We start from the raw sequence: 18,698 nt of genomic DNA, 5'->3' as shown, positions 1-18,698 counted from the left end.
CGCGCGGGGGGGGGGGTGAGGACGCGCTCGGTCCCGCCGCCGAGGCTCCCCACCGCGTGGCACCGGCACCGCCGACGCCCCACACACGACGATCGACCGGTCCCGAAGTGCCCCTTGACGCGTTCCAGACGGCACTTTGCGACGGCTCGATCGACAGGAAGTGACGCCGGCCGGCGGAGCGCGAGCGTCAGCGCGGCGTGGGGCTCGGCGCGGCGCTGGCCCGCGGGGTGGGGGTGCCGTCGACGGAGTCGAGGGTGCCGAAGAGCTGGCCGGTCTGCTGCTGCGTCTCCATGAGGGTGGCGTAGGCCTCGCCGTAGGTGGTGGGGTCGGTCTCACCCTTCACGCCGTACTTCGCGATGAGCAGCCCCAGCAGACCCTTGGCGGGGTTGCTGATGGGCTTCGCCCGCTGCGACTCCGAGGTGGCGTCGAAGCTCACCTCCGGGTTCGGCGGTGTGTACTGCGGCAGGGTCTGCGGCCACTCGCTCGCCGGCCGGGGCTTGGTGAGGTTCACCGCGTTGAACATGTCGTTCGAGTTCTTGTCGCGTCTCGTGAGCGGCTTCAGCCCGTGCCGCCGGCTGAGGGTCGCGATCACCGAACCGTGGTCCATCTGCTCGGTGATCACGGTGTTCTTGGCCGTGTATGCCGAGATCGCGATGGCGGGCACCCGGCAGCCGAGCCGGTCGAAGGTGAACCCCATCTCGCCCGGGTCTCCCACGCGCGGCGGCACCGCCGACGGTGGCGGCACGTGGTCGTAGGTGCCTCCGTGCTCGTCGAAGGTGACCAGCAGCATCGTGTTGAGGGCGTTCGACCCGGTGGGAGAGTCCGAAGCGCGCACCGCCGAGTAGATCGCGTGCAGCAGCGCGTCGGCCGCCCGCGCATCCGACACCGCCCCATCGACCACCACACCCGGCCCGGCCGTGCCGTCGGTGCCGGTGTCGTCGGTCTCGCGCAGCACACCGTGCGGCGGGTGCATGTCGTTGTGGTTGTAGATCATGCGCGGCTCGATGAAGGTGTAGTCGGGCAGGTCGCCGTTCGCCACGTCGTCGTAGAACTGCTCCATCACGCGGAAGTTCGTCTTCCAGTACGGCTCGAGCGCCGGCGAGTGCAGCACGCCGGTCATCGACACCAGCTGCGCGGCGTCGTAGTAGACGCGCCAGCTGAGGCCGGCCTCCTCGAGCCGGTTGAACACGGTCGTCGACTCGTCGGCAGGCACGTCGAGCCACTTCTTGTAGCCGCCGTCGCCCTGGTTGGTGACGAAGCCGTGCGAGGTGCTGGCGTGGAAGAACACGCGGTTGCAGAACGTCTGTGAGGGCACCGCGCTGAACCAGTGGTCGTAGACCGCGAAGTTCTTGGCCAGGGTGGAGAACACCGGCAGCATCTCGGGCGTGAACGAGCCCATCGCGAGCTCCTGCTCGGCGCGGCCGGCCTCCTTCTTGCCCTTCGTGATGTGGCGGTAGTTGATGACGTAGTCCTCGATGAATCCCTTCATCGTGGGCTGCTCGTTCGGCCCCGGCGCGTTGTAGGGGTACTTGAGGCCGTGTTCGTGCAGATTCGCGTTCTCGGGCGGATCGACCTTCTGGAACAGCTGCGTGTTCACGTGTGAGTACTCCTCGCCCGGATCGGGGTCGGGGCTCGACATGATCTCGTCGGTGGTGCCCGTGTACGGATGCGCCTTGATGACCTCGTCGCTGCCCGGCACCGGATTGGAGTGGTCACCCTGGTGCAGGCCCTCGAAGCTCTGCCCGTCTTTCAGCTCGTCGTTGCGGTAGAGCCAGCCGAGCACGTTGTCGAAGGAGCGGTTCTCGTACATGACCACGACGAGGTGATCGAACCCGGGCTCCTTCTCCACCGGTTCGGCGCCGAAGTCGAGCGAGGTCTCCTGCAGGTAGACGCCCGCGCCGACGGCCGCGCCCACCCCGCCGCCGACGGCCGCGCCCGCGGCACCCACGGCCGCCGCTTTCAGGAACGCGCGACGAGAGGCGACCGCACCCTGCGCATCCGGTGCCGCGGGGGTCGGATGCACGGGGGTGGTCGCGGGGCCGGTGGACTCGTCGGGCTCCCCGGCGCCCTTGCGCCCGCGTCGGCCGAAAGGCGGCGTCACGCAGCGGCCCCCGGGCTCCACGCCGACACGGCGTCGAGCGCCGACTCCTCCTCGGGAGTGAGCGCCACGTTCCCGACGGCCAGCAGGTCGGGCAGCTGGGAGAGCTTGCTCGCACTCGCGATCGGAGCGGCGACGAACGGCTTGGCCACCAGCCACGCGAGCGCCACGGTCGTGGCCGACACCCCGCGCGCGTCCCCGATCTCGACCAGCGTGTCGACGATGGCGAGCCCCTGCTCGGTCGCGTACCGCGAGGCCGCGCCCGCCCGTGTCGTGCCGGCCAGCGCATCCTTCGACCGGTACTTGCCGGTGAGGAAGCCGCTCGCGAGTGCGAAGTAGGGCATGACCGAGAGGTTCTCGCGCAGCGCCAGCGGGGCGAGGTGGTCTTCGACGTCGTTGCGGTGCACGAGGTTGTAGTGCGGCTGGAGCGCGACGGGGCGGGCGAAGCCGCCCGCGTCGGCCACGTCGAGGTACTGCTGCACCCGCTCGGGCGACCAGTTCGAAAGCCCGAGGTAGCGCACCTTGCCGACCCGCACGAGCTCGTCGAAGGCACTCACGATCTCGGTGAGGGGAGTCTCGGGGTCGTCTTCGTGGGCGTAGTAGAGGTCGATGCGGTCGGTCTGCAGGCGCGTCAGCGAGGCGTCGGCGGCGGCCCGGATGTTCGCGGGCGCGAGGCCCCGGAACTCGGGATGCTTGGCCACCTTGGTGGCGACGACCGTCTCGTCGCGCCGGCCGGAGGTGGTGAACCACTCGCCGATGAGGGTCTCCGACTCGCCGCCCGAGTTGCCGGGCGCCGCCGCCATGTACACGTCGGCGGTGTCGACGAAGTCGCCTCCGCCGGCCGCGAAGCCGTCGAGGATGGCCAGCGACGCGGCCCGATCGGCCGTCCACCCGAACACATTGCCACCGAGGCAGAGGGGGAAGACGTCGAGTTCGCTCGTACCGATTCTGACCATGCTCCCGACGTTACTACGCGGCACCGACTTCGCCCTTGACCTTGACGCAGCGTCAAGTTCTACGCTGACTCTCATGACGAACGCCACCCCCGGAGAGTGGTCGATCCAGGAGGTCGCCCGCCTCGCCGGAACGACCAGCCGCACCCTTCGGCACTACGACTCCCTCGGGCTCGTGCGCCCCGCGCGCGTGGGCGCCAACGGCTACCGCTACTACGACGAGGCGGCCCTGCTGCGGCTGCAGCGCGTGCTGCTGCTGCGCGAACTCGGGCTCGGCCTGCCCGCCGTGGCCGAGGTGCTGGGTCACGCGACGACCGAGACGGATGCACTGCGCAGCCACCTGGGGTGGCTCGACTCGGAGCGCTCGCGGCTCGACCGGCAGATCGCGTCGGTGCGTTCGACACTCACATCCCTCGAGAGAAAGGAAGCACTCATGGCCGAGACGATGTTCGACGGCTTCGACCACACGCGGCACCGCGAGGAGGTGGAACAGCGCTGGGGCGCCGACGCCTACGCCGCGGGCGACGCCTGGTGGTCGTCGCAGTCCGACGAACAGAAGGCGCAGTGGCAGGGCGCGCTCTCCGCGCTCAACGCCGACTGGCAGGATGCGGCCGAACGCGGTCTCGACCCCGCCGGCGCCGAGGCACAGGCCCTCGCGGCGCGCCACCACGACTGGCTCGCCGGCATTCCCGGGGTGCCGCGTTCCGCATCCGGTGCCCTCGCGGCCGACTACCTCACCGGCCTCGGCGAGCTCTACCTGACCGACGAGCGCTTCGCCGCGAACTACGGCGGCCTGGACGGCGCACGCTTCGTGCGCGACGCGCTCGCCCACTTCGCGCTGTCGCTCGAGTGACTCCCGACCGGGTCGGCAGGCTCAGCCGGCTCCGCCGCCGGCGGCGGGCCCGCGGGCGCGGCGCGACGGGGAGAGGTTGGTGAGCACGATGCCCGCGATCACCACCACCCCGCCGATGATCTGCGCCGCACCCAGCGGGTGGCCGGTGAGCAGGGTGAGCAGCGCCGTGAACACGGTGATGAGGTTGAGGAACACGCCCGCACGGGCCGGCGGAACGACCTCGAGCGCCCGGTTCCAGAGCAGGTACGACAGCACCGACGGGAACACCACGATGAACGCCAGCGCGCCCCAGACGGAGGCGTCGGGCGGCATCGCCGGGCCACCGAGGGCGAGCGAGACCGGCGCGATGGCGATGACCGCGACGACCGCCTGAAGCGCGGTCGAGGTGATCGGCGGCACGGCGGGAGCGCGACGACCGACGATCGTGTAGGCGGTCCAGGCCACTCCCGCACCCACCATGAGCAGGTCGCCGAGACCGAATCCGCCCTCGAGCAGCACCTCGACCGACCCGCGACTGAGCACGATCAAGACGCCGACGAGCGCGATGACGATCCCCGCGATCGCACGCAGACCCAGTCGCTGGCGCAAGAAGAGCACGGCGGCGATGCTGATCATCGCCGGGTTGAAGGCGTTGATGACCGACGCACTGAACGCATCCGTGAACCGCAGCGCCTCGTAGAGGATGAGGGTGTAGCCGAGCACGCCGAGCAGGCCCAGCACCACGATCCACCGCCACGCCCGCAGTACCTCGCGCCAGCGCGGGCGCTCCACGAGCTGCGCGATCACGAGCAGGGGCACGGCGGCGAACGCCCAGCGCAGCAGCACCAGGCTCACCGGGTCGAGCGCGGTCACCGCGGTCTCGCCCACCACGTAATTGCCGGCCCAGAACAGCGTGGCCGCGACGAGGGAGACCGTCGCCGTCACCGCCCTCCGGCGCCCTGCTCCCACAGGCTCAGCCTACGGCTCAGGTCGAGAGGCGCTTGACCATCACAACCTCGAGCCCGCCGGCGGCCAGCGGGTACGGCGTGGTGGCGCCGGTCTCCACGAATCCACGGGAGGTGTACGCCGCCCGGGCGCGCAGGTTACGCTCGTGCACCTCGAGCGTGAGGGTGTCGCCGCGCTCCGACGCCCAGCTCTCCACCCGCTCCAGCAGCGCATCCGTCACCCCCGCGGCCCTTCCGCGCGCGTCGGGCGCCACGTAGACGCCATAGAGGAAGGCTCCGGATGCGCCACGCGGCACCTTCGACATCATGGTGCCCACCCAGCGGCCGGAGGCGGTGACCGCTACGACCGTGATCGACCCCTCCGAGGATCCGTCGCGGGCCCAGCCCCTCCAGTGGCTCTCCGGCCTCCGCCCAGCCTGCTCGAGGGTCTCCAGGTACGCCAAGGGGGTGTCGGCGAGCATCTCCAGGCGCAGGTCGCGCACCCTCTCCCAGTCCTCCTCCACCGTGCGGCGCACCTCGAAGTCTTCCACGAACATTGCTCATCTCCCTGGCTTGCCGGTCACCCCGCATGGTTAGGATGGGGGCTCGTGCGCCCGGGGGCAACCCGGGTGACGGCGCCGACCGACCGAGGAGCACTGTTTGGGCATCGCACGCCGATGGGTCTTCCCCATCATCCGGATCGTCCTCATCGCGGTGATCGCCGTGGCGCTCGGCAGGCTCGCGTTCTTCCCCGATCAGGCCGAGGAGGCCGATCCTGCGGTTCCGACGGGCGAGATCGTCGAGCCGCGCATCCCGGTCGCCCTCGGCAGCATCACGAACGACGTGGTGGTGAAGGCGACCGTCTCGGCCGACGCCGCCGTGCCGGTGAAGTCCACGGCGGCGGGCACGGTCGACGAGCTGTTCGCGGCGCAGGGCGCGGCGGTCGCGGCCGGCGACGTGATCTTCGACGTGAAGGTCACCATCGAGCGCGACCCGTCGGAGTCGGTGGATGCGGAGGGGAAGCCACTGCCGCCCCTCTTCCGTTACGAGCAGGTGACGGCGCCCGCCTCCGGAACCCTCAGCTCGCTCGGCGTCATCCCGGGCCAAGACGTGACGGTCGGCATGGTGGCCGGCCAGATCGCCCCGCCCACCTTCTCGGTGTCGGGCTCGCTCGAGCCGGCGCAGCAGTACCGGCTCCTCACCCAGCCCACCGAGGCGTCGATCGCCATCACCGGGGGGCCCGAGCCGTTCACGTGCACGGGGTTGCGCATCGTCACGCCCCTGCCGGGCAGCACCGGCGACGAGGGTGGCGACGTGGGCGCGGGCGGTGGCGGGGGCGTCTCGGGCGGGAGCGGTTCGGGAACGACTGTGAGCTGTCCGGTGCCCGACGGCGTGACGGTGTTCTCGGGGCTGGCGGCCGACATGACGATCGCGGGCGGCAAGGCCGAGAACGTGCTCGTGGTGCCCACCACCGCGGTGCGGGGTGCCGCGCAGAGCGGAACGGTGTGGGTGTCGGCCGCCGATGGGTCGACCGAGGAGCGCCCGGTGGGGCTCGGGCTCAGCGACGGCAGCATGGTCGAGATCACCGGCGGGCTCACCGAGGGCGAGGAGATCCTGCAGTTCGCGCCGGGAGCGATGGCCGTGCCCGGCGGCGGCATGGTCGACGGCTTCGGCGGAGACTGCACCGCCATGCCCGACGGCAGCATGATGTGCGGTTCGGTGTCGTGACCCTGCTGCGGCTCGAAGACGTCACGCGCACGGTGCTGCCGCCCGATCAGCCGGCGCTCACCATCCTGAACGGCGTCAGCCTGACGGTGTCGCCCGGCGACCGGGTGTCGATCGTGGGGCGGTCGGGCTCGGGCAAGTCGACGCTGCTCAACCTCATGGGGCTGCTCGACCTGCCCACCAGCGGCGTGCTCGAGTTCGACGGCCGGCCGGCGAAGTCGATCTCGGGGGCGGCACGCGACCGGATGCGCGGGGCCAGGATCGGCTTCGTGTTCCAGCAGTTCAACCTGCTGCCCGGGCGCACGGCGCTCGAGAACGTCACCATGCCGCTGCACTACGCCGAGGGGCGCCAGTTCTGGCGACGGCGCACGCTGGCCGCCGAGATGCTGGAGCAGGTGGGGCTCGGCCACCGCCTCGACAGCATGCCCGACCGACTGTCGGGCGGGGAGCAGCAGCGGGTGGCCATCGCGCGGTCGCTCGTGCGCGGACCCGAGCTCATCCTCGCCGACGAGCCCACCGGCGCTCTCGACCTCGACACCGGGCAGAGCGTGATGGAGCTGATCGACGAGGTGGCCACCCGCACCGGCGCCGCGCTCGTCACCATCACCCACGACCCGGCGATCGCCCGCCGCGCCCACGACCACTACCGCCTCGACCGCGGCGTGCTCACCCGCGTCGACGACCCCGCCGACCTCCACGGCGACGCCCCGCCGGCTGCCGCCACGATCGCCGGCGACGCCCCGCCCGCTTGCGACACCACTTCGCCATACCGAACCGGCGAGATCCTCGCTGGCAAGATCCCCGCCGGCGGCTCCACCGGTCCTGGCCCCTCCACCTCCCCCACCCCCGGGGCCGACTCGTGAGGCGGGCGCTCACCGGCTTCGTGGGTGCGGTGCTCGAGGCCTGGCAGGAGCTGCGGGTGCACCGCACCCGGGTGCTGCTCTCGCTCATCGGGGTCGCGGTGGCGGTGTGCTCGCTCACGACGGTGGTCGCGCTCGGCGCGATCGTGCAGCAGGCCAACGAAGAGCTCAGCGAGCGCTCCAGCGGGCGGCCCGCCACGCTGTACGTCTCGGCCTACACCAATGACGGCGGCACGCTCGACGCCGAGGCCATGGACGCGGCGTGGCAGGAGACCCTCGACCGCTACCACGTCGACTACGCCAGCCGCGTGGCGCAGACCATGCTGCTCGTGCCCTTCGTCACCGGAGGCTTGCAGGTGGGTGCGCAGGCCGTCGACCTGCCCTACGGCGAGATGCACCGCCTCCGCATCACGGAGGGGTCGTGGTTCACCGAGGCCGATGCCGCACGCCTCGCTCCGGCGCTCGTGGTGAACGAGGTGTTCTGGGACAGGATCGGGCGCCCCGACCTCGCCACCCACCCCACGGTGAGGCTCGGTGGCGATCACGGCGCCACCGCGATCGTGGTGGGCGTCTACCCGGCGGCGTCGTGGGAGACCGAACCGTCGATGTACCTCCTCGCCGACCAGCTCGCCGCGGTGCGTGCGGCCGACCCGTCGGGCGGCACGGAGTCCGACCCCTACGGCGGCGGCACTCAGTACGAGATGTGGGTGCCGCCGGCCATCTCCACCGAACTCACCGAGCTGGTGCGGCGCGACATCGGCGCCGCGCTCGGCGACGGCGTGCAGGTCGACGTGAACCGGCAGGACTACGCGCAGTACGGCGACGACCCGTTCCTCGTCACCAAGCTCGTGGTGGGAGGGATCGCGGTGCTCGTGCTGCTGCTCGGCGCGCTCGGGCTGGTGAACATCGCCCTCGTCACGGTGAAGCAGCGGGTGCGCGAGATCGGCATCCGCCGCAGCTTCGGGGCGACGGCGGGGCGGGTGTTCTTCGCCGTGATGATGGAGAGCGTGGTGGCCACCGTCGCCGCGGGCGCGGTGGGCGTGATGGCGGCGGTGCTGCTGGTGCAGTCGCCGATGGTGCAGGAGTTCGTGGGCCAGGGCATGGTGAGCGACTTCCCGCCCTTCCCGGTCGACGCCGCCCTCCTCGGCCTGGCCTCCGCCACCCTCGTCGGCGCCCTCGCCGGCCTCCTCCCCGCCCTCGTCGCCGTGCGCGTCAAGGTCATCGACGCCATCCGCTACTGACCCGCCTCAGCACATCGCGGCTCATCCTCCCGAACGCGCCCAGACCGGGCGCAGGCGCACGCCGCCCCCGCGACACGAGCGTGCGCCCGCACCGACGCTAGTTGGCCCGGCCCGACTGGGCGGCGAGCACGCTGGCGTACCGGCCCTCGGCCTCGGCGAAGCGCTGGTTCTTCACCCGCTCAACGAGGATCTGCTCGGCGTCGGGCTGGCTGGCGAGCAGCTGCATCACCTCGTCGAGAAAGTCGTCAAGGGGCAGCGCGTGCGGGTTCTGGTCGAGGTTCATGAGCGTGGTCTGCGTGGCGGGCGGCGCGAGCTCGATCACCTGCACCGAGGTGTCGGCGAGCTGCACCCGCATCGCGTCGCTGAACGAGTGGATGGCGGCCTTCGTCGCACTGTAGGTGGGCGTGGCCGGCAGCGGCACATAAGCCAGCCCCGACGTCACCGTGATGATGGCCGCCGAAGGCTGCCGCTCGAGCGCAGGCTCGAACGCCGCCACGAGCCTGATCGGCCCCAGCAGGTTCGTGACGACGGTGCGCTCGGCGACCTCGAGGAAGGCGGGGTCGCGCAGGTTCTCGGGCAGCATGATGCCCGCCATCGCCACGAGCACGTTGAGCGAGGGATGCGAAGCGAGCACGCTCGACGCCGCCGAAGCGATCGACGAGGGGTCGGTGGTGTCGATCACCACGGTGTGGATGCCCGGATGCTCGGCGGCGATCGACTCGAGCAGCTCGGCCCGACGGCCGCCGATGATGACCGTGTTGCCGGCCGCGTGCAGGCGGAGGGCGAGCCCCAGGCCGATGCCCGAGGTCGCGCCGGGGATGAAGACGGTGTTCCCTGTGATGTCCATGGTGACCATTCCAGACCCGAATCCCGCCCGCATCCAGGACAGCCGCATCCGCTGACCGCCGATCAGTGGATAACTTCGCGAAGACGCGCGACAGTGGAGGAATGGACGTGACGGCATTCGGCGAATTCGTGCGAGCGCGACGCGAGGCGCTCCAACCCGAAGACGTGGGATTGCGGCGCGGAACCCGGCGCCGCACCAGCGGCCTCCGGCGCGAAGAGGTCGCCGAACTCGCCGGCATGTCCACCGACTACCTCGCGCGGCTCGAACGCGGCGACGGCATCCAGCCCTCCGAGCAGATCACCGCGGCCCTCGCACGCGCCCTGCGCCTCAGCCTCGCCGAGCGCGACCACCTCTTCCTGCTCGCCGGCCACCGCCCGCCCGCCCGCACCTCGTCGAGCGAGCAGCACGTCAGCCCCGGCCTCATGCGCATCCTCGACCGCCTCGCCGACACCCCCGCCCAGATCATCGGCTCGATGCACGAGGTGCTCGTGCAGAACGCCGGAGCCATCGCACTCCTGGGCGACCAGACGAGCGCAAGCGGCGGAACCTCAGACCACCGCCGCAGCGCCGTCTACCGCTGGTTCCTCGATCCCGACCACGCCCGTCGCATCTACCCCGCCGAGCACCACCCCCACCACAGCGAGGTGCGCGTCGCCCAGCTCCGCGCCTCCGCCGCCGCGGCCGGCCCCGGATCGGACGCCGCCGCCCTCGTGGAGCGCCTCAAGACCGAGAGCCCCGAGTTCGCCGAGATCTGGAACCGCGGCGAGGTCGCCCTCCGCTACTCCGACGAGAAGCGCTTCGTCAACGAGCACGTCGGCGAACTCGACCTGTTCTGCCAGGTCGTGATGGACCCCGACCAGCTGCAGTCGCTGCTCGTGTTCACCGCCACCCCCGGCACCGAGAGCGCCGAGAAACTGGAGCTCCTGATGGTGGTGGGCAGCTCCTACGCGCCGACGAGCCTCTCGGCCAGGTAGCCGGTGAGCCGGTCGAGCGAGATGCGCTCCTGGCCCATGGTGTCGCGCTCGCGCACGGTCACCGCGTTGTCGTCCAGCGAGTCGAAGTCGACCGTGATGCAGAACGGCGTGCCCACCTCGTCTTGACGGCGGTAGCGGCGGCCGATGGCCCCGGCGTCGTCGAAGTCGACGTTCCAGTTCTTGCGCAGGTCGGCCGCGAGGGTGCGCGCGAGCGGCGACAGGGCCTCGTTGCGCGAGAGCGGCAGCACGGCCGCCTTCACGGGCGCGAGGCGCGGGTCGAGCTTCAGCACGGTGCGCTTGTCGACCCCGCCCTTGGTGTTGGGCGCCTCGTCTTCGTGGAAGGCGTCGACCAGGAAGGCCATGAGCGAGCGGGTGAGGCCCGCTGCGGGCTCGATGACGTAGGGGGTCCAGCGCTCGCCGGTGGTCTGGTCGAAGTACGACAGGTCGGTGCCGGAGGCCTTCGAGTGCGTCGACAGGTCGAAGTCGGTGCGGTTGGCCACACCCTCGAGCTCGCCGAACGCCGAGCCCACGAAGCCGAACTTGTACTCGATGTCGACCGTGCGCTTGGAGTAGTGCGACAGCTTCTCGGCGGGGTGCTCGAACAGACGGAGATTCGACGGGTCGATGCCGAGGTCGACGTACCACTGGAACCGCTGGTCGATCCAGTACTGGTGCCACTCTTCGTCTTCTCCGGGCTTGACGAAGAACTCCATCTCCATCTGCTCGAACTCGCGGGTGCGGAAGATGAAGTTGCCGGGGGTGATCTCGTTGCGGAAGCTCTTGCCGATCTGGCCGATTCCGAACGGCGGCTTCTGGCGCGAGGAGTTCAGCACCGCGTTGAAGTCGACGAAGATGCCCTGCGCCGTCTCGGGGCGCAGATAGTGCAGGCCCGACTCGTCGTCGACGGCGCCGAGGTAGGTCTTCATGAGGCCCGAGAAGTTCTTCGGCTCGGTCCACGAGCCGGGCTGCCCGGTGTCGGGGTCGCGGATGTCGGCGAGCCCGTTCACGGGCGGATGGCCGTGCTTCTCCTCGTAGGCCTCGAGCAGGTGGTCGGCGCGGTAGCGCTTGTGCGTGTGCAGCGACTCCACCAGGGGGTCGGTGAACACCTCCACGTGGCCGGAGGCCTCCCACACGGCCTTCGGCAGGATGACGGCGGAGTCGAGGCCCACGACGTTGTCGCGGCCCTGCACCATGAACTTCCACCACTGGCGCTTGATGTTCTCCTTGAGCTCCACACCGAGGGGCCCGTAGTCCCACGCGGAGCGCGTGCCGCCGTAGATCTCACCCGTCGGGAACACGAAGCCCCGGCGCTTGGCGAGGGCGATGACAGAATCGAGACGGGATGCAGGCATGGGTGAGGCTCCGGTTATCTCCGCGCGGCCGGCTGCTCGCGCTGGATCAGCGACAATTCTAGTGTGAGGCGACAGGAGGCCCGATGACGGAGGAGGGCCCGGTGGAGCTGATCCTCGAGATCCGCATCGTGGACGGCCCGTTCCTCTGGGGCACCTACGCCCTCGCCGCCGCGGTGTTCCTCTTCCTCCTGCTGCGCCGCCCCACCCGGCGCTGGGTCGTGACCGCGGCGAGCGCTCTCGTCGGCGGAACCCTCGCCGCGCTCCTGGCCACCTTCGTGGTGCAAGACGTGCTGAACGTCTTCAACTCGCCCATGACCATCACGGCGCGCGCCTGGATCGTGCTGGCCGGCGCATCCGTGGCCCTCGCCGTCGTGAACCTCTGGCGCTCGCGCTGGTGGCGCAAGCTCGTGGCGGTGTGGGCGATCGCGCTCTTCGCCTGGACCGCCACGCTCGGCATCTCGGCCGACTTCGGCATCCTCAAGAACCTCGGCGACCTGCTCGACGTCTCCACCGAGAAGCCGCTCGACCTCGCCTCCCTCGCCCCGCATTCGGTGAACCCCGAAGGCCCGCTCGCCGACTCGTGGCAGGCCCCGGTCGACATGCCCACCACGAGCATCCACGGCACCGTCACCATCCCCGCGAGCGATCCCTCGTTCACCCCACGTGACGCGGTCGTCTACCTGCCGCCCGCCGCGCAGCTGCCGGATGCGCCCGCTCTGCCCGTGGTCGTCTTCCTGAGCGGGCAGCCGGGTGCTCCCGACGTCGCCGACATCGGCACCGTGCTCGACGGGTACGCCGCCGCGCACGACGGGCTCGCCCCCATCGTCGTGTCGATCGACCACCTCGGCGGCTCGTCGGCCAACAACCCGCTCTGCGTCGACGGCTACCAGGGCGACGCCTTCCGCTACGTGAACACGGATGCGCCCGCCTTCATCGCCGACACCTTCAACGTGCTGCCCGGTCGCGAGTACTGGACCATCGCCGGCTTCTCCAACGGCGGCGAGTGCGCCATCGCCTCGGGCGCCGCGAACCCCGAGCGCTGGGGGTCGATCATCGACATCTCGGGCGAGCTCGAACCCGACCTCGGCACCGACGAGGAGACCCTCGACATAGGCTTCGGCGGCGACCAGGCAGCCTACGACGCGGCGAAACCGCTCAACCTGCTGCGGGCGGGCGCCGCCGACCCCGCCACGGCGGCGCTCTACGCCGAGACCACGGCCGTGTTCGCCGACGGCTCCGACGACGAGCCCTACCTCACCGCCACGAGGACCCTGTTCGCCGCGGCGACCGAGGCCGGCATGCGCACCCACCTCGTCATCTCGCCGGGCACCGGGCACGAGTCGGCCACCATCGAGTACGGCTTCGAGCGGGCGTTCGCGGTGCTCTACCCCGAGTGGGGCCTGGGCTGAGCGCCCCTGCTGAGCGACCATGCCACGATGGAGAGATGGGCGGGATGAACGGGGCCGGGATGCGCGGGGCGGCCGGATGAACGGGGTCGGTGAGACCGAGCCGGGCGCGAGCGGTGCCGGCGTGAGCGTGCCGCCTCCTGCAGGCGACGACCGCGAGGTCGAGCGCTGGCTGCGCGGCGTCGGCCTTCCGTCGTTCGTGCGGGCGGGCGCGGCGGGCGAGCAGCTCGTCTCGCGCGTGACCCCCTTCGTGGTCTATCTCGTCGCCGCCGCGGTGCTGGCCCTCCTCACCCCGCTGATCGACCTCGACTTCGACACCGACTCCGACGCACTGGCCCTGCTCTTCCTCGCCGCCCTCGTGCTCGGCGCGGCCGCGACCATCGCGCTGCCGATCCTGCTCGCGGTGGCCTCCGCGCGCATCCTGCGCCGCCGCCCGCCCGCCGCGCTGCCGACCGGCATCGTCGCCCTGGCCCTCTACCTCGTCGTGCTGCCAGTGGTGGGCGCGATCGTCGACGACTCGGCCACCGCGCTCTGGCGGGCAGCGCTCCACCTGGCGATCGTGCTCGTGGCCGTCGCCCTCACCTGGCTCGGCGTCGGCTCGCTGCTCGCCTGGACGGGCCGGGCCGCCGTGCAGCAGCTCTCCGCCGTGGGCGCCCTCGTCACCCGTGCCCTCCCCATCCTCATGCTCGTCATCGTGTTCGCGTTCTTCTCCCGGCCGGTGTGGGAGGTGACGAGCACCATGTCCGTGGCGCGCCTGTTCGCCGTGGCGGTGTTCTTCGCGGTGCTCGGGCTGCTGTTCGTGCTGCCGATCGGCCGCACCGAGATGCGCGAGCTCGACGAGACCATCGCGCCGGGCGACCGCATCCGTTCGGTGCGCAGCGCGGGACTCGAGGCGCTGAGCGCCTACGCCACCGAGCCCGGCCCGCCGCTGCGGCGGCTCGAGCGCGCCAACCTCTGGGCGGTGCTCGTGGTGTCGCTGGCCCTGCAGACGCTCGTGTTCGCCGTGATCGTGTGGGTGGTGCTCATGCTGCTCGGCGGCCTGGCGTTCTCACGCGAGGTGCTCGAGGAGTGGGTGGGCGGACGGCTCACCGAGATCGAGCTGTTCGGCGTGGAGGTGCCGTTCACCTGGGCGCTGGTGAAGACGGCCGTGTTCCTCAGCTGCGTGTCGTCGCTCAACTTCCTCGTGTCGGTGGTGACGAACGCGGGGTACCGCACGGCGTTCTTCCACCCGCTGATCGACGGGGCGCGCTCGGCGCTCGCGGTGCGCGGGGCGTACCGCCGCCGCCGCGCGGGCGCGGCTCCGGCGTCCGAGGGAGCGGTGGCGGATGCGCTGGCGCGCGCAGACGCAGACGCTGCGGCCCGCTCGCACCCGGCGGCGTCCTCGGCTGCGCGCCACGACCACGACTCCGACACCGACTCCGAGCTGCCCATGATCGAACCCGGGCCGGGCTCCGCCGGCTGACCCGTCCGCACCGGCCGTCCCCCGGCGCGACCTACCTCGGCCGGTCCCTCCCGCCACGCCCCACCCGCGACGCCGCCCAGCCCCACCTGACCCCCATTCCGGGTGTGGCCGCGCGCATCCGGCGACCGCTACTGTCGGAAGCACCCGACCCGCTTCCCCATCACCACCGAGGTACCGTGCCCGGACTCTCGCGCCGCCAGTTCATCGCGGCCGTCACCGCCCTCGCGGCCGCGCACGCCGTCCCCGTCGAGACCCTCGGCCCGGCACTCGCGGCCGAGCCCGCCCTGCCCGGCGGTGGCGCATCCGGAACCCAGGGCCGCGCGGCCGCCGCAGCCGCAGGCCCCGCCCCCAGCACCCTCGAGCAGACCGTGCTGCAGGGCGCCGTGCAGAAGGGCTCCTACCGCACCCTCGTGACGGGCCCCGGCGAGCCCTACCTGCCCCGTCTCGACGTGCTCGGCCACGCCGCGAACCCCGACCGCGCCGCCGCCCGGCGCTCACTGCTCTACCTCGGCCACCTCTCCGACATGCACGTGATCGACGCCCAGTCGCCCGGACGCATCGAGCCCATGATCGAGCAGAACCACTCCGCCTGGGGTTCGGCCTTCCACCCGCAAGACCCGCTCAGCCCGCACGTGATCGCCTCGATGGTGAAATCGATGTCCGACCTGCGCTACAGCCCGCTCACGGGCGCGCCGATGAGCGCCGCGGTGGTCACGGGCGACCGCGCCGACATGCACTCGATGCGCGAGCTGCGCTGGTACATCGACCTGCTCGACGGCCTCGAAGTCGACCCGAAGACGAGCGACACCTTCGAGGGCGTGCAAGCCTGGGCCGAGGCCGTGTGGGCCTACCGCCCGGGCGACCCCGCGGGAGGATCCTTCGGCGACTACGGGTTCCCCACCCTGCCCGAGCTGCTCGACCAGGCCATCGCGCAGCCCGTGCCCTCGGTGGGCCTGCCCGCACCCTGGTACACGGTGTACGGCAACCACGAGACCCTGCTGCTCGGCACCTTCGGGCTCGACTCGCAGCTGCGCGCCCTCGCGGTCGGCGGACAGAAGTCGTACACGCTCGAGGGCACCGCGTCGCTGGCGCTCGGCGGCTACGCGTCGAGCACGGGCGTGCTGCAACAGGGGCTGGATGCGCTGGGTCTCGCCCTGGGGCTCCGGCCCGGTTTCCGGTCGGTGCCGGCCGATCCCGCCCGCGCCCTCTTCGACCAGGCCGACTTCATGGCCCAGCACTTCGAGACGACGCAGTCCCCTGGGCCCGTGGGCCACGGCTTCACCCGCGACAACCTCGAGACCGGCCGCACCTGGTGGAGCGCCGACCTCACCCCCTGGGTGCGCGTGTTCGGCCTCGACACCTGCAACCAGGTGGCGGGGCCCGACGGCGCCGTGCCCGAGTCGCAGTTCGTGTGGCTGCGGGCACAGCTCGAGCAGGCCACCGCCGACGGGGTGCTCGCGCTGGTGCTCAGCCACCACAACAGCGTCACGCTCGAGAACCGCGCACAGCGACCCGGGCAGAACGAGAAGCTCTACGGGGCCGAGGAGTTCGTGGCGATGCTGCTGCACTACCCGGTGATGGTGGGGTGGCTCAACCGGCACACGCATCTCAACCAGATCCTGGCGCACCAGCGGCCCGGCGGGGGTGGCGGGTTCTGGGAGATCACGACCGCCTCGTGCATCGACTTTCCGCAGCAGCAGCAGATGGTGGAGCTCGTCGACAACCGCGACGGCACCCTCTCGATCTTCACCACCGTGGTCGACCACGCGGCGGATGCGCAGCCCGGCTCGGGCGGCGACTACCTCACCCTGGCCTCCCGCAGCCGCGAACTCGCCTCCAACGACTGGGCCGAGACCCCGCTCATGCGCCGCGGCTCGGCGCTCGACCGCAACACCGAGCTGCTGCTGCCCGCGCCGTTCGACCTCTCGCGGGTGACGGATGCGGCGCTCGAAGCCCAGCACCTCGTCGAGCGCGCCCGCCTGCTGCAGCACGAGGCGGGGCTCTCGTGATCGGGGCGGGTGGCGTGAGCGGGGTTGGTCGCGGGCGCGGAACGGGTGGCTCGCGCGCAACGGGTCGCGGGCGTGGCGCTCGCCGCGGGCGCGGCCCTCGCCTCGGGGTCGCCGTGGTCGTCGCCGCGGGCGCCGCGGTCGCGCTCGCCGGGTGCACCCAGGTGGCGGCCCTCGCGCCGGTGGGCGGCAACGCCGTGGCCGAGGTGCGCTACGGCGCGATCGACGTGCTGCTCGCCCACGGCGTCGACCTGCTCGAGGTCCCCACCTGCGCCGCGGCTGACGACGACACGTCATCCCCTGCCGCCACCCCGGCCACACCGGCCGGCACCGGCGGCACGATCGTGACGTGCACAGGCAGCACCACCTCGGGCCAAGCGATCGAGGTGGTGTCCAGCACCGCCGCCGACGCCGTGCTCACCGTCACCGTCGACGGCGACACCCTCTTCACCGGCGACCTCCAGCAGGTGCTCGACGAGGCGGCCCGCCCGTGAGCCACGAACCGTCGCTGCCCCTTCGCCGCAGCGGCCTGCGTACCGCCGCGTGGCTCGCCGTCGTCGTCGTGCTCGGCGCCCTCGTGCAGGGCCTCCTGGTGTGGATCGCACCGCCCCTGCCCCTCAGCACGGCAGCCCTCGCGCTCGCCGCCGCATCCGGTGTCGCCCTCTTCGCCGCCACCACCGCCGCGTGGCTCATCGCCGCACCAGCCGCCACCGCAGCGGCCTCCCCGCGCCGGATCCTGGCGCTCACCGCCGCGACCGGCGTCGCAGCGGCGGCCGTGGCAGTGGCCTCCCCCTACCTCGTCCTGCTCGTGGTGCCGATCGGGTGCCTCCTGATCGCCGGTGCCGGTCCTCGCGGTGCCGGGTCACTCGTGCGGCGCCATCCCTGGAGGGTCGTAGCCCTCGCGCTCGCCACCGCGCTCGCCGTCGTGCTGGGCTGGGTCGCCGCGCTGCTGTTCGGCCTCTTCGTGACCGGCGCACCCGCCTCGATCGTCACCTGGCTCGTCGCCGGCACCCTCGGCACCGTGGTCATCGACCGCTGGTCAGCCCTCGCCGCCCGAGCCTGACCACCCGAACCGTCAGTGCACCCGGTCAGGAGGCCTTGGTCGACTTCTTCGACGCCGCCTTCTTCGCGGGTGCAGCGCCGGACGTCTTCTTCGCAGGGGCCTTCTCCGCCGGCGCGTCGCCGCCGCCGCGGCTCTTCTCCACCGACCGTCGCAGCGCCTCCATGAGGTCGAGCACCTCGCCCCCGCCGTCGCCCGAGGAGGCATCGCGGCCGAACGTCGCATCCGTGTCGACCGAGTCTCCCGCCTCGAGCTTCGCCTCGATGAGCGTGCGCAACTGCTGCTGATAGTCGTCGGAGAACTTCTCGGGCGCGAAGTCCGACGAGAACTGGTCCACCAGCGACATCGCCATCTCGAGCTCCTGCGACGACACCCGCGTGGGCTCGTCGAGCGCGGGGAACGCTGCCTCGCGCACCTCGTCGCCCCACAGCAGCCCCTGCAGCACGAGCACGTCACCCCGCACCCGCAGGGCTCCGAGCCTGGTCTTCTGCCGCAGGGCGAAGTGCACGATCGCCGTGCGGTCGGTGGTCTCGAGCGTCTTGCGCAGCAGCGCGTAGGCCTTCGGCGACTTCGAGTCGGGCTCGAGGTAGTAGCTCTTGTCGAGCATGATCGGGTCGATCTGTTCGCTCGGCACGAACTCCACCACCTCGATCTCGCGGCTGCGCTCCTCGGGCAGCGAGGCGAGGTCGTCCTTGGTGAGGATGACGGTGCGCTCGCCGTCGTCGTAGGCCCGCGCGATGTCGGCGTAGTCGATGACCTTGCCGTCGATCTCGCACCGGCGCTGGTACCGGATGCGGCCGCCGTCGGCCTCGTGCACCTGGTGCAGGGAGATGTCGTGGTCTTCGGTGGCGCCGTAGACCTTGACCGGCACGTTCACCAGGCCGAAGGTGATCGCGCCCTTCCAGATGGATCGCATATGCCATTCAACCGCGATCAGG

At 71.5% G+C, this 18,698-nt stretch carries 17 protein-coding genes; 10 read left to right on the top strand and 7 right to left on the bottom strand.

The window, feature by feature from the left end:
* Positions 1 to 187: 187 nt before the first annotated feature.
* Positions 188 to 2,101, bottom strand: coding sequence for an alkaline phosphatase family protein (locus N1031_RS10180; RefSeq protein WP_259479521.1), 1,914 nt, complete (start codon positions 2,099 to 2,101; stop codon positions 188 to 190).
* Positions 2,098 to 3,054 carry an aldo/keto reductase gene (locus N1031_RS10175; RefSeq protein WP_259479520.1) on the bottom strand — a complete coding sequence of 319 codons (957 nt, stop codon included), beginning with the start codon at positions 3,052 to 3,054 and terminating at the stop codon, positions 2,098 to 2,100. Before N1031_RS10175 ends, N1031_RS10180 begins: the two co-directional genes overlap by 4 nt.
* A gap of 73 nt (positions 3,055 to 3,127) precedes the next feature.
* Between N1031_RS10175 and N1031_RS10170 the strand changes: the two genes are divergently transcribed.
* A complete protein-coding gene (locus N1031_RS10170; protein WP_259479519.1) occupies positions 3,128 to 3,904 on the top strand; it encodes a MerR family transcriptional regulator in 777 nt (258 codons plus the stop codon).
* A 21-nt stretch (positions 3,905 to 3,925) separates the two neighbouring features.
* On the opposite strand, the gene N1031_RS10165 is transcribed toward N1031_RS10170, so the two are convergent.
* Together N1031_RS10165 and N1031_RS10160 are read right to left on the bottom strand one after the other, a co-directional pair.
* Positions 3,926 to 4,852: a DMT family transporter gene (locus tag N1031_RS10165; protein WP_259479518.1), complete on the bottom strand. Its 927-nt coding sequence runs from the start codon at positions 4,850 to 4,852 to the stop codon at positions 3,926 to 3,928.
* A 16-nt stretch (positions 4,853 to 4,868) separates the two neighbouring features.
* Entirely contained in the window at positions 4,869 to 5,384 is a 516-nt protein-coding gene (locus tag N1031_RS10160) for a GNAT family N-acetyltransferase (protein ID WP_259479517.1), read from the bottom strand.
* Positions 5,385 to 5,487: 103 nt separating this feature from the next.
* Between N1031_RS10160 and N1031_RS10155 the strand changes: the two genes are divergently transcribed.
* The 3 genes from N1031_RS10155 to N1031_RS10145 are packed head-to-tail and all read left to right on the top strand — an operon-like array spanning position 5,488 to position 8,653.
* Positions 5,488 to 6,555 carry a permuted SH3 domain-containing protein gene (locus N1031_RS10155; protein WP_259479516.1) on the top strand — a complete coding sequence of 356 codons (1,068 nt, stop codon included), beginning with the start codon at positions 5,488 to 5,490 and terminating at the stop codon, positions 6,553 to 6,555.
* Positions 6,552 to 7,415, top strand: coding sequence for an ABC transporter ATP-binding protein (locus N1031_RS10150; protein ID WP_259479515.1), 864 nt, complete (start codon positions 6,552 to 6,554; stop codon positions 7,413 to 7,415). Before N1031_RS10155 ends, N1031_RS10150 begins: the two co-directional genes overlap by 4 nt.
* Positions 7,412 to 8,653 (top strand): ABC transporter permease, encoded by a 1,242-nt coding sequence (locus tag N1031_RS10145; protein WP_259479514.1) that lies wholly within the window; start codon positions 7,412 to 7,414, stop codon positions 8,651 to 8,653. The genes N1031_RS10150 and N1031_RS10145 overlap by 4 nt, the downstream gene beginning before the upstream one ends.
* Before the next feature lie 97 nt (positions 8,654 to 8,750).
* On the opposite strand, the gene N1031_RS10140 is transcribed toward N1031_RS10145, so the two are convergent.
* Positions 8,751 to 9,500, bottom strand: coding sequence for an SDR family oxidoreductase (locus tag N1031_RS10140; protein ID WP_259479513.1), 750 nt, complete (start codon positions 9,498 to 9,500; stop codon positions 8,751 to 8,753).
* Positions 9,501 to 9,601: 101 nt separating this feature from the next.
* Here N1031_RS10140 and N1031_RS10135 point away from each other — a divergent pair, with 101 nt between their 5' ends.
* A complete protein-coding gene (locus N1031_RS10135; RefSeq protein ID WP_259479512.1) occupies positions 9,602 to 10,474 on the top strand; it encodes a helix-turn-helix transcriptional regulator in 873 nt (290 codons plus the stop codon).
* Here N1031_RS10135 and N1031_RS10130 read toward each other — a convergent pair.
* Positions 10,444 to 11,826: a glycine--tRNA ligase gene (locus N1031_RS10130; protein WP_259479511.1), complete on the bottom strand. Its 1,383-nt coding sequence runs from the start codon at positions 11,824 to 11,826 to the stop codon at positions 10,444 to 10,446. The two genes, N1031_RS10135 and N1031_RS10130, sit on opposite strands and share 31 nt — an antisense overlap.
* 83 nt (positions 11,827 to 11,909) lie before the next feature.
* Here N1031_RS10130 and N1031_RS10125 point away from each other — a divergent pair, with 83 nt between their 5' ends.
* From N1031_RS10125 to N1031_RS10105, 5 genes are all read left to right on the top strand, one after another.
* Positions 11,910 to 13,235, top strand: a complete 1,326-nt coding sequence (locus tag N1031_RS10125; protein ID WP_259479510.1) for an alpha/beta hydrolase — start codon at positions 11,910 to 11,912, stop codon at positions 13,233 to 13,235.
* A 76-nt stretch (positions 13,236 to 13,311) separates the two neighbouring features.
* Entirely contained in the window at positions 13,312 to 14,694 is a 1,383-nt protein-coding gene (locus N1031_RS10120; protein ID WP_259479509.1) for a hypothetical protein, read from the top strand.
* Between the two features lie 176 nt (positions 14,695 to 14,870).
* Positions 14,871 to 16,703: a TIGR03767 family metallophosphoesterase gene (locus N1031_RS10115; RefSeq protein WP_259479508.1), complete on the top strand. Its 1,833-nt coding sequence runs from the start codon at positions 14,871 to 14,873 to the stop codon at positions 16,701 to 16,703.
* Positions 16,704 to 16,816: 113 nt separating this feature from the next.
* The gene (locus N1031_RS10110; RefSeq protein WP_259479507.1) at positions 16,817 to 17,194 is read left to right on the top strand and encodes a hypothetical protein; all 378 of its coding nucleotides are present in this window, start codon (positions 16,817 to 16,819) and stop codon (positions 17,192 to 17,194) included.
* Positions 17,191 to 17,763 (top strand): hypothetical protein, encoded by a 573-nt coding sequence (locus N1031_RS10105; RefSeq protein ID WP_259479506.1) that lies wholly within the window; start codon positions 17,191 to 17,193, stop codon positions 17,761 to 17,763. Before N1031_RS10110 ends, N1031_RS10105 begins: the two co-directional genes overlap by 4 nt.
* A gap of 25 nt (positions 17,764 to 17,788) precedes the next feature.
* Here N1031_RS10105 and ku read toward each other — a convergent pair whose 3' ends face one another.
* Positions 17,789 to 18,676 (bottom strand): non-homologous end joining protein Ku, encoded by an 888-nt coding sequence (gene ku / locus N1031_RS10100; protein ID WP_259479505.1) that lies wholly within the window; start codon positions 18,674 to 18,676, stop codon positions 17,789 to 17,791.
* Positions 18,677 to 18,698 lie beyond the last annotated feature (22 nt).

The organism is Herbiconiux moechotypicola, assembly GCF_024979255.1.
Classification (GTDB): Bacteria; Actinomycetota; Actinomycetes; order Actinomycetales; family Microbacteriaceae; genus Herbiconiux; species Herbiconiux moechotypicola.
The sequence above is the reverse complement of the archived record's forward strand: the minus strand, read 5'-3'. Positions and strand labels throughout refer to the sequence as shown.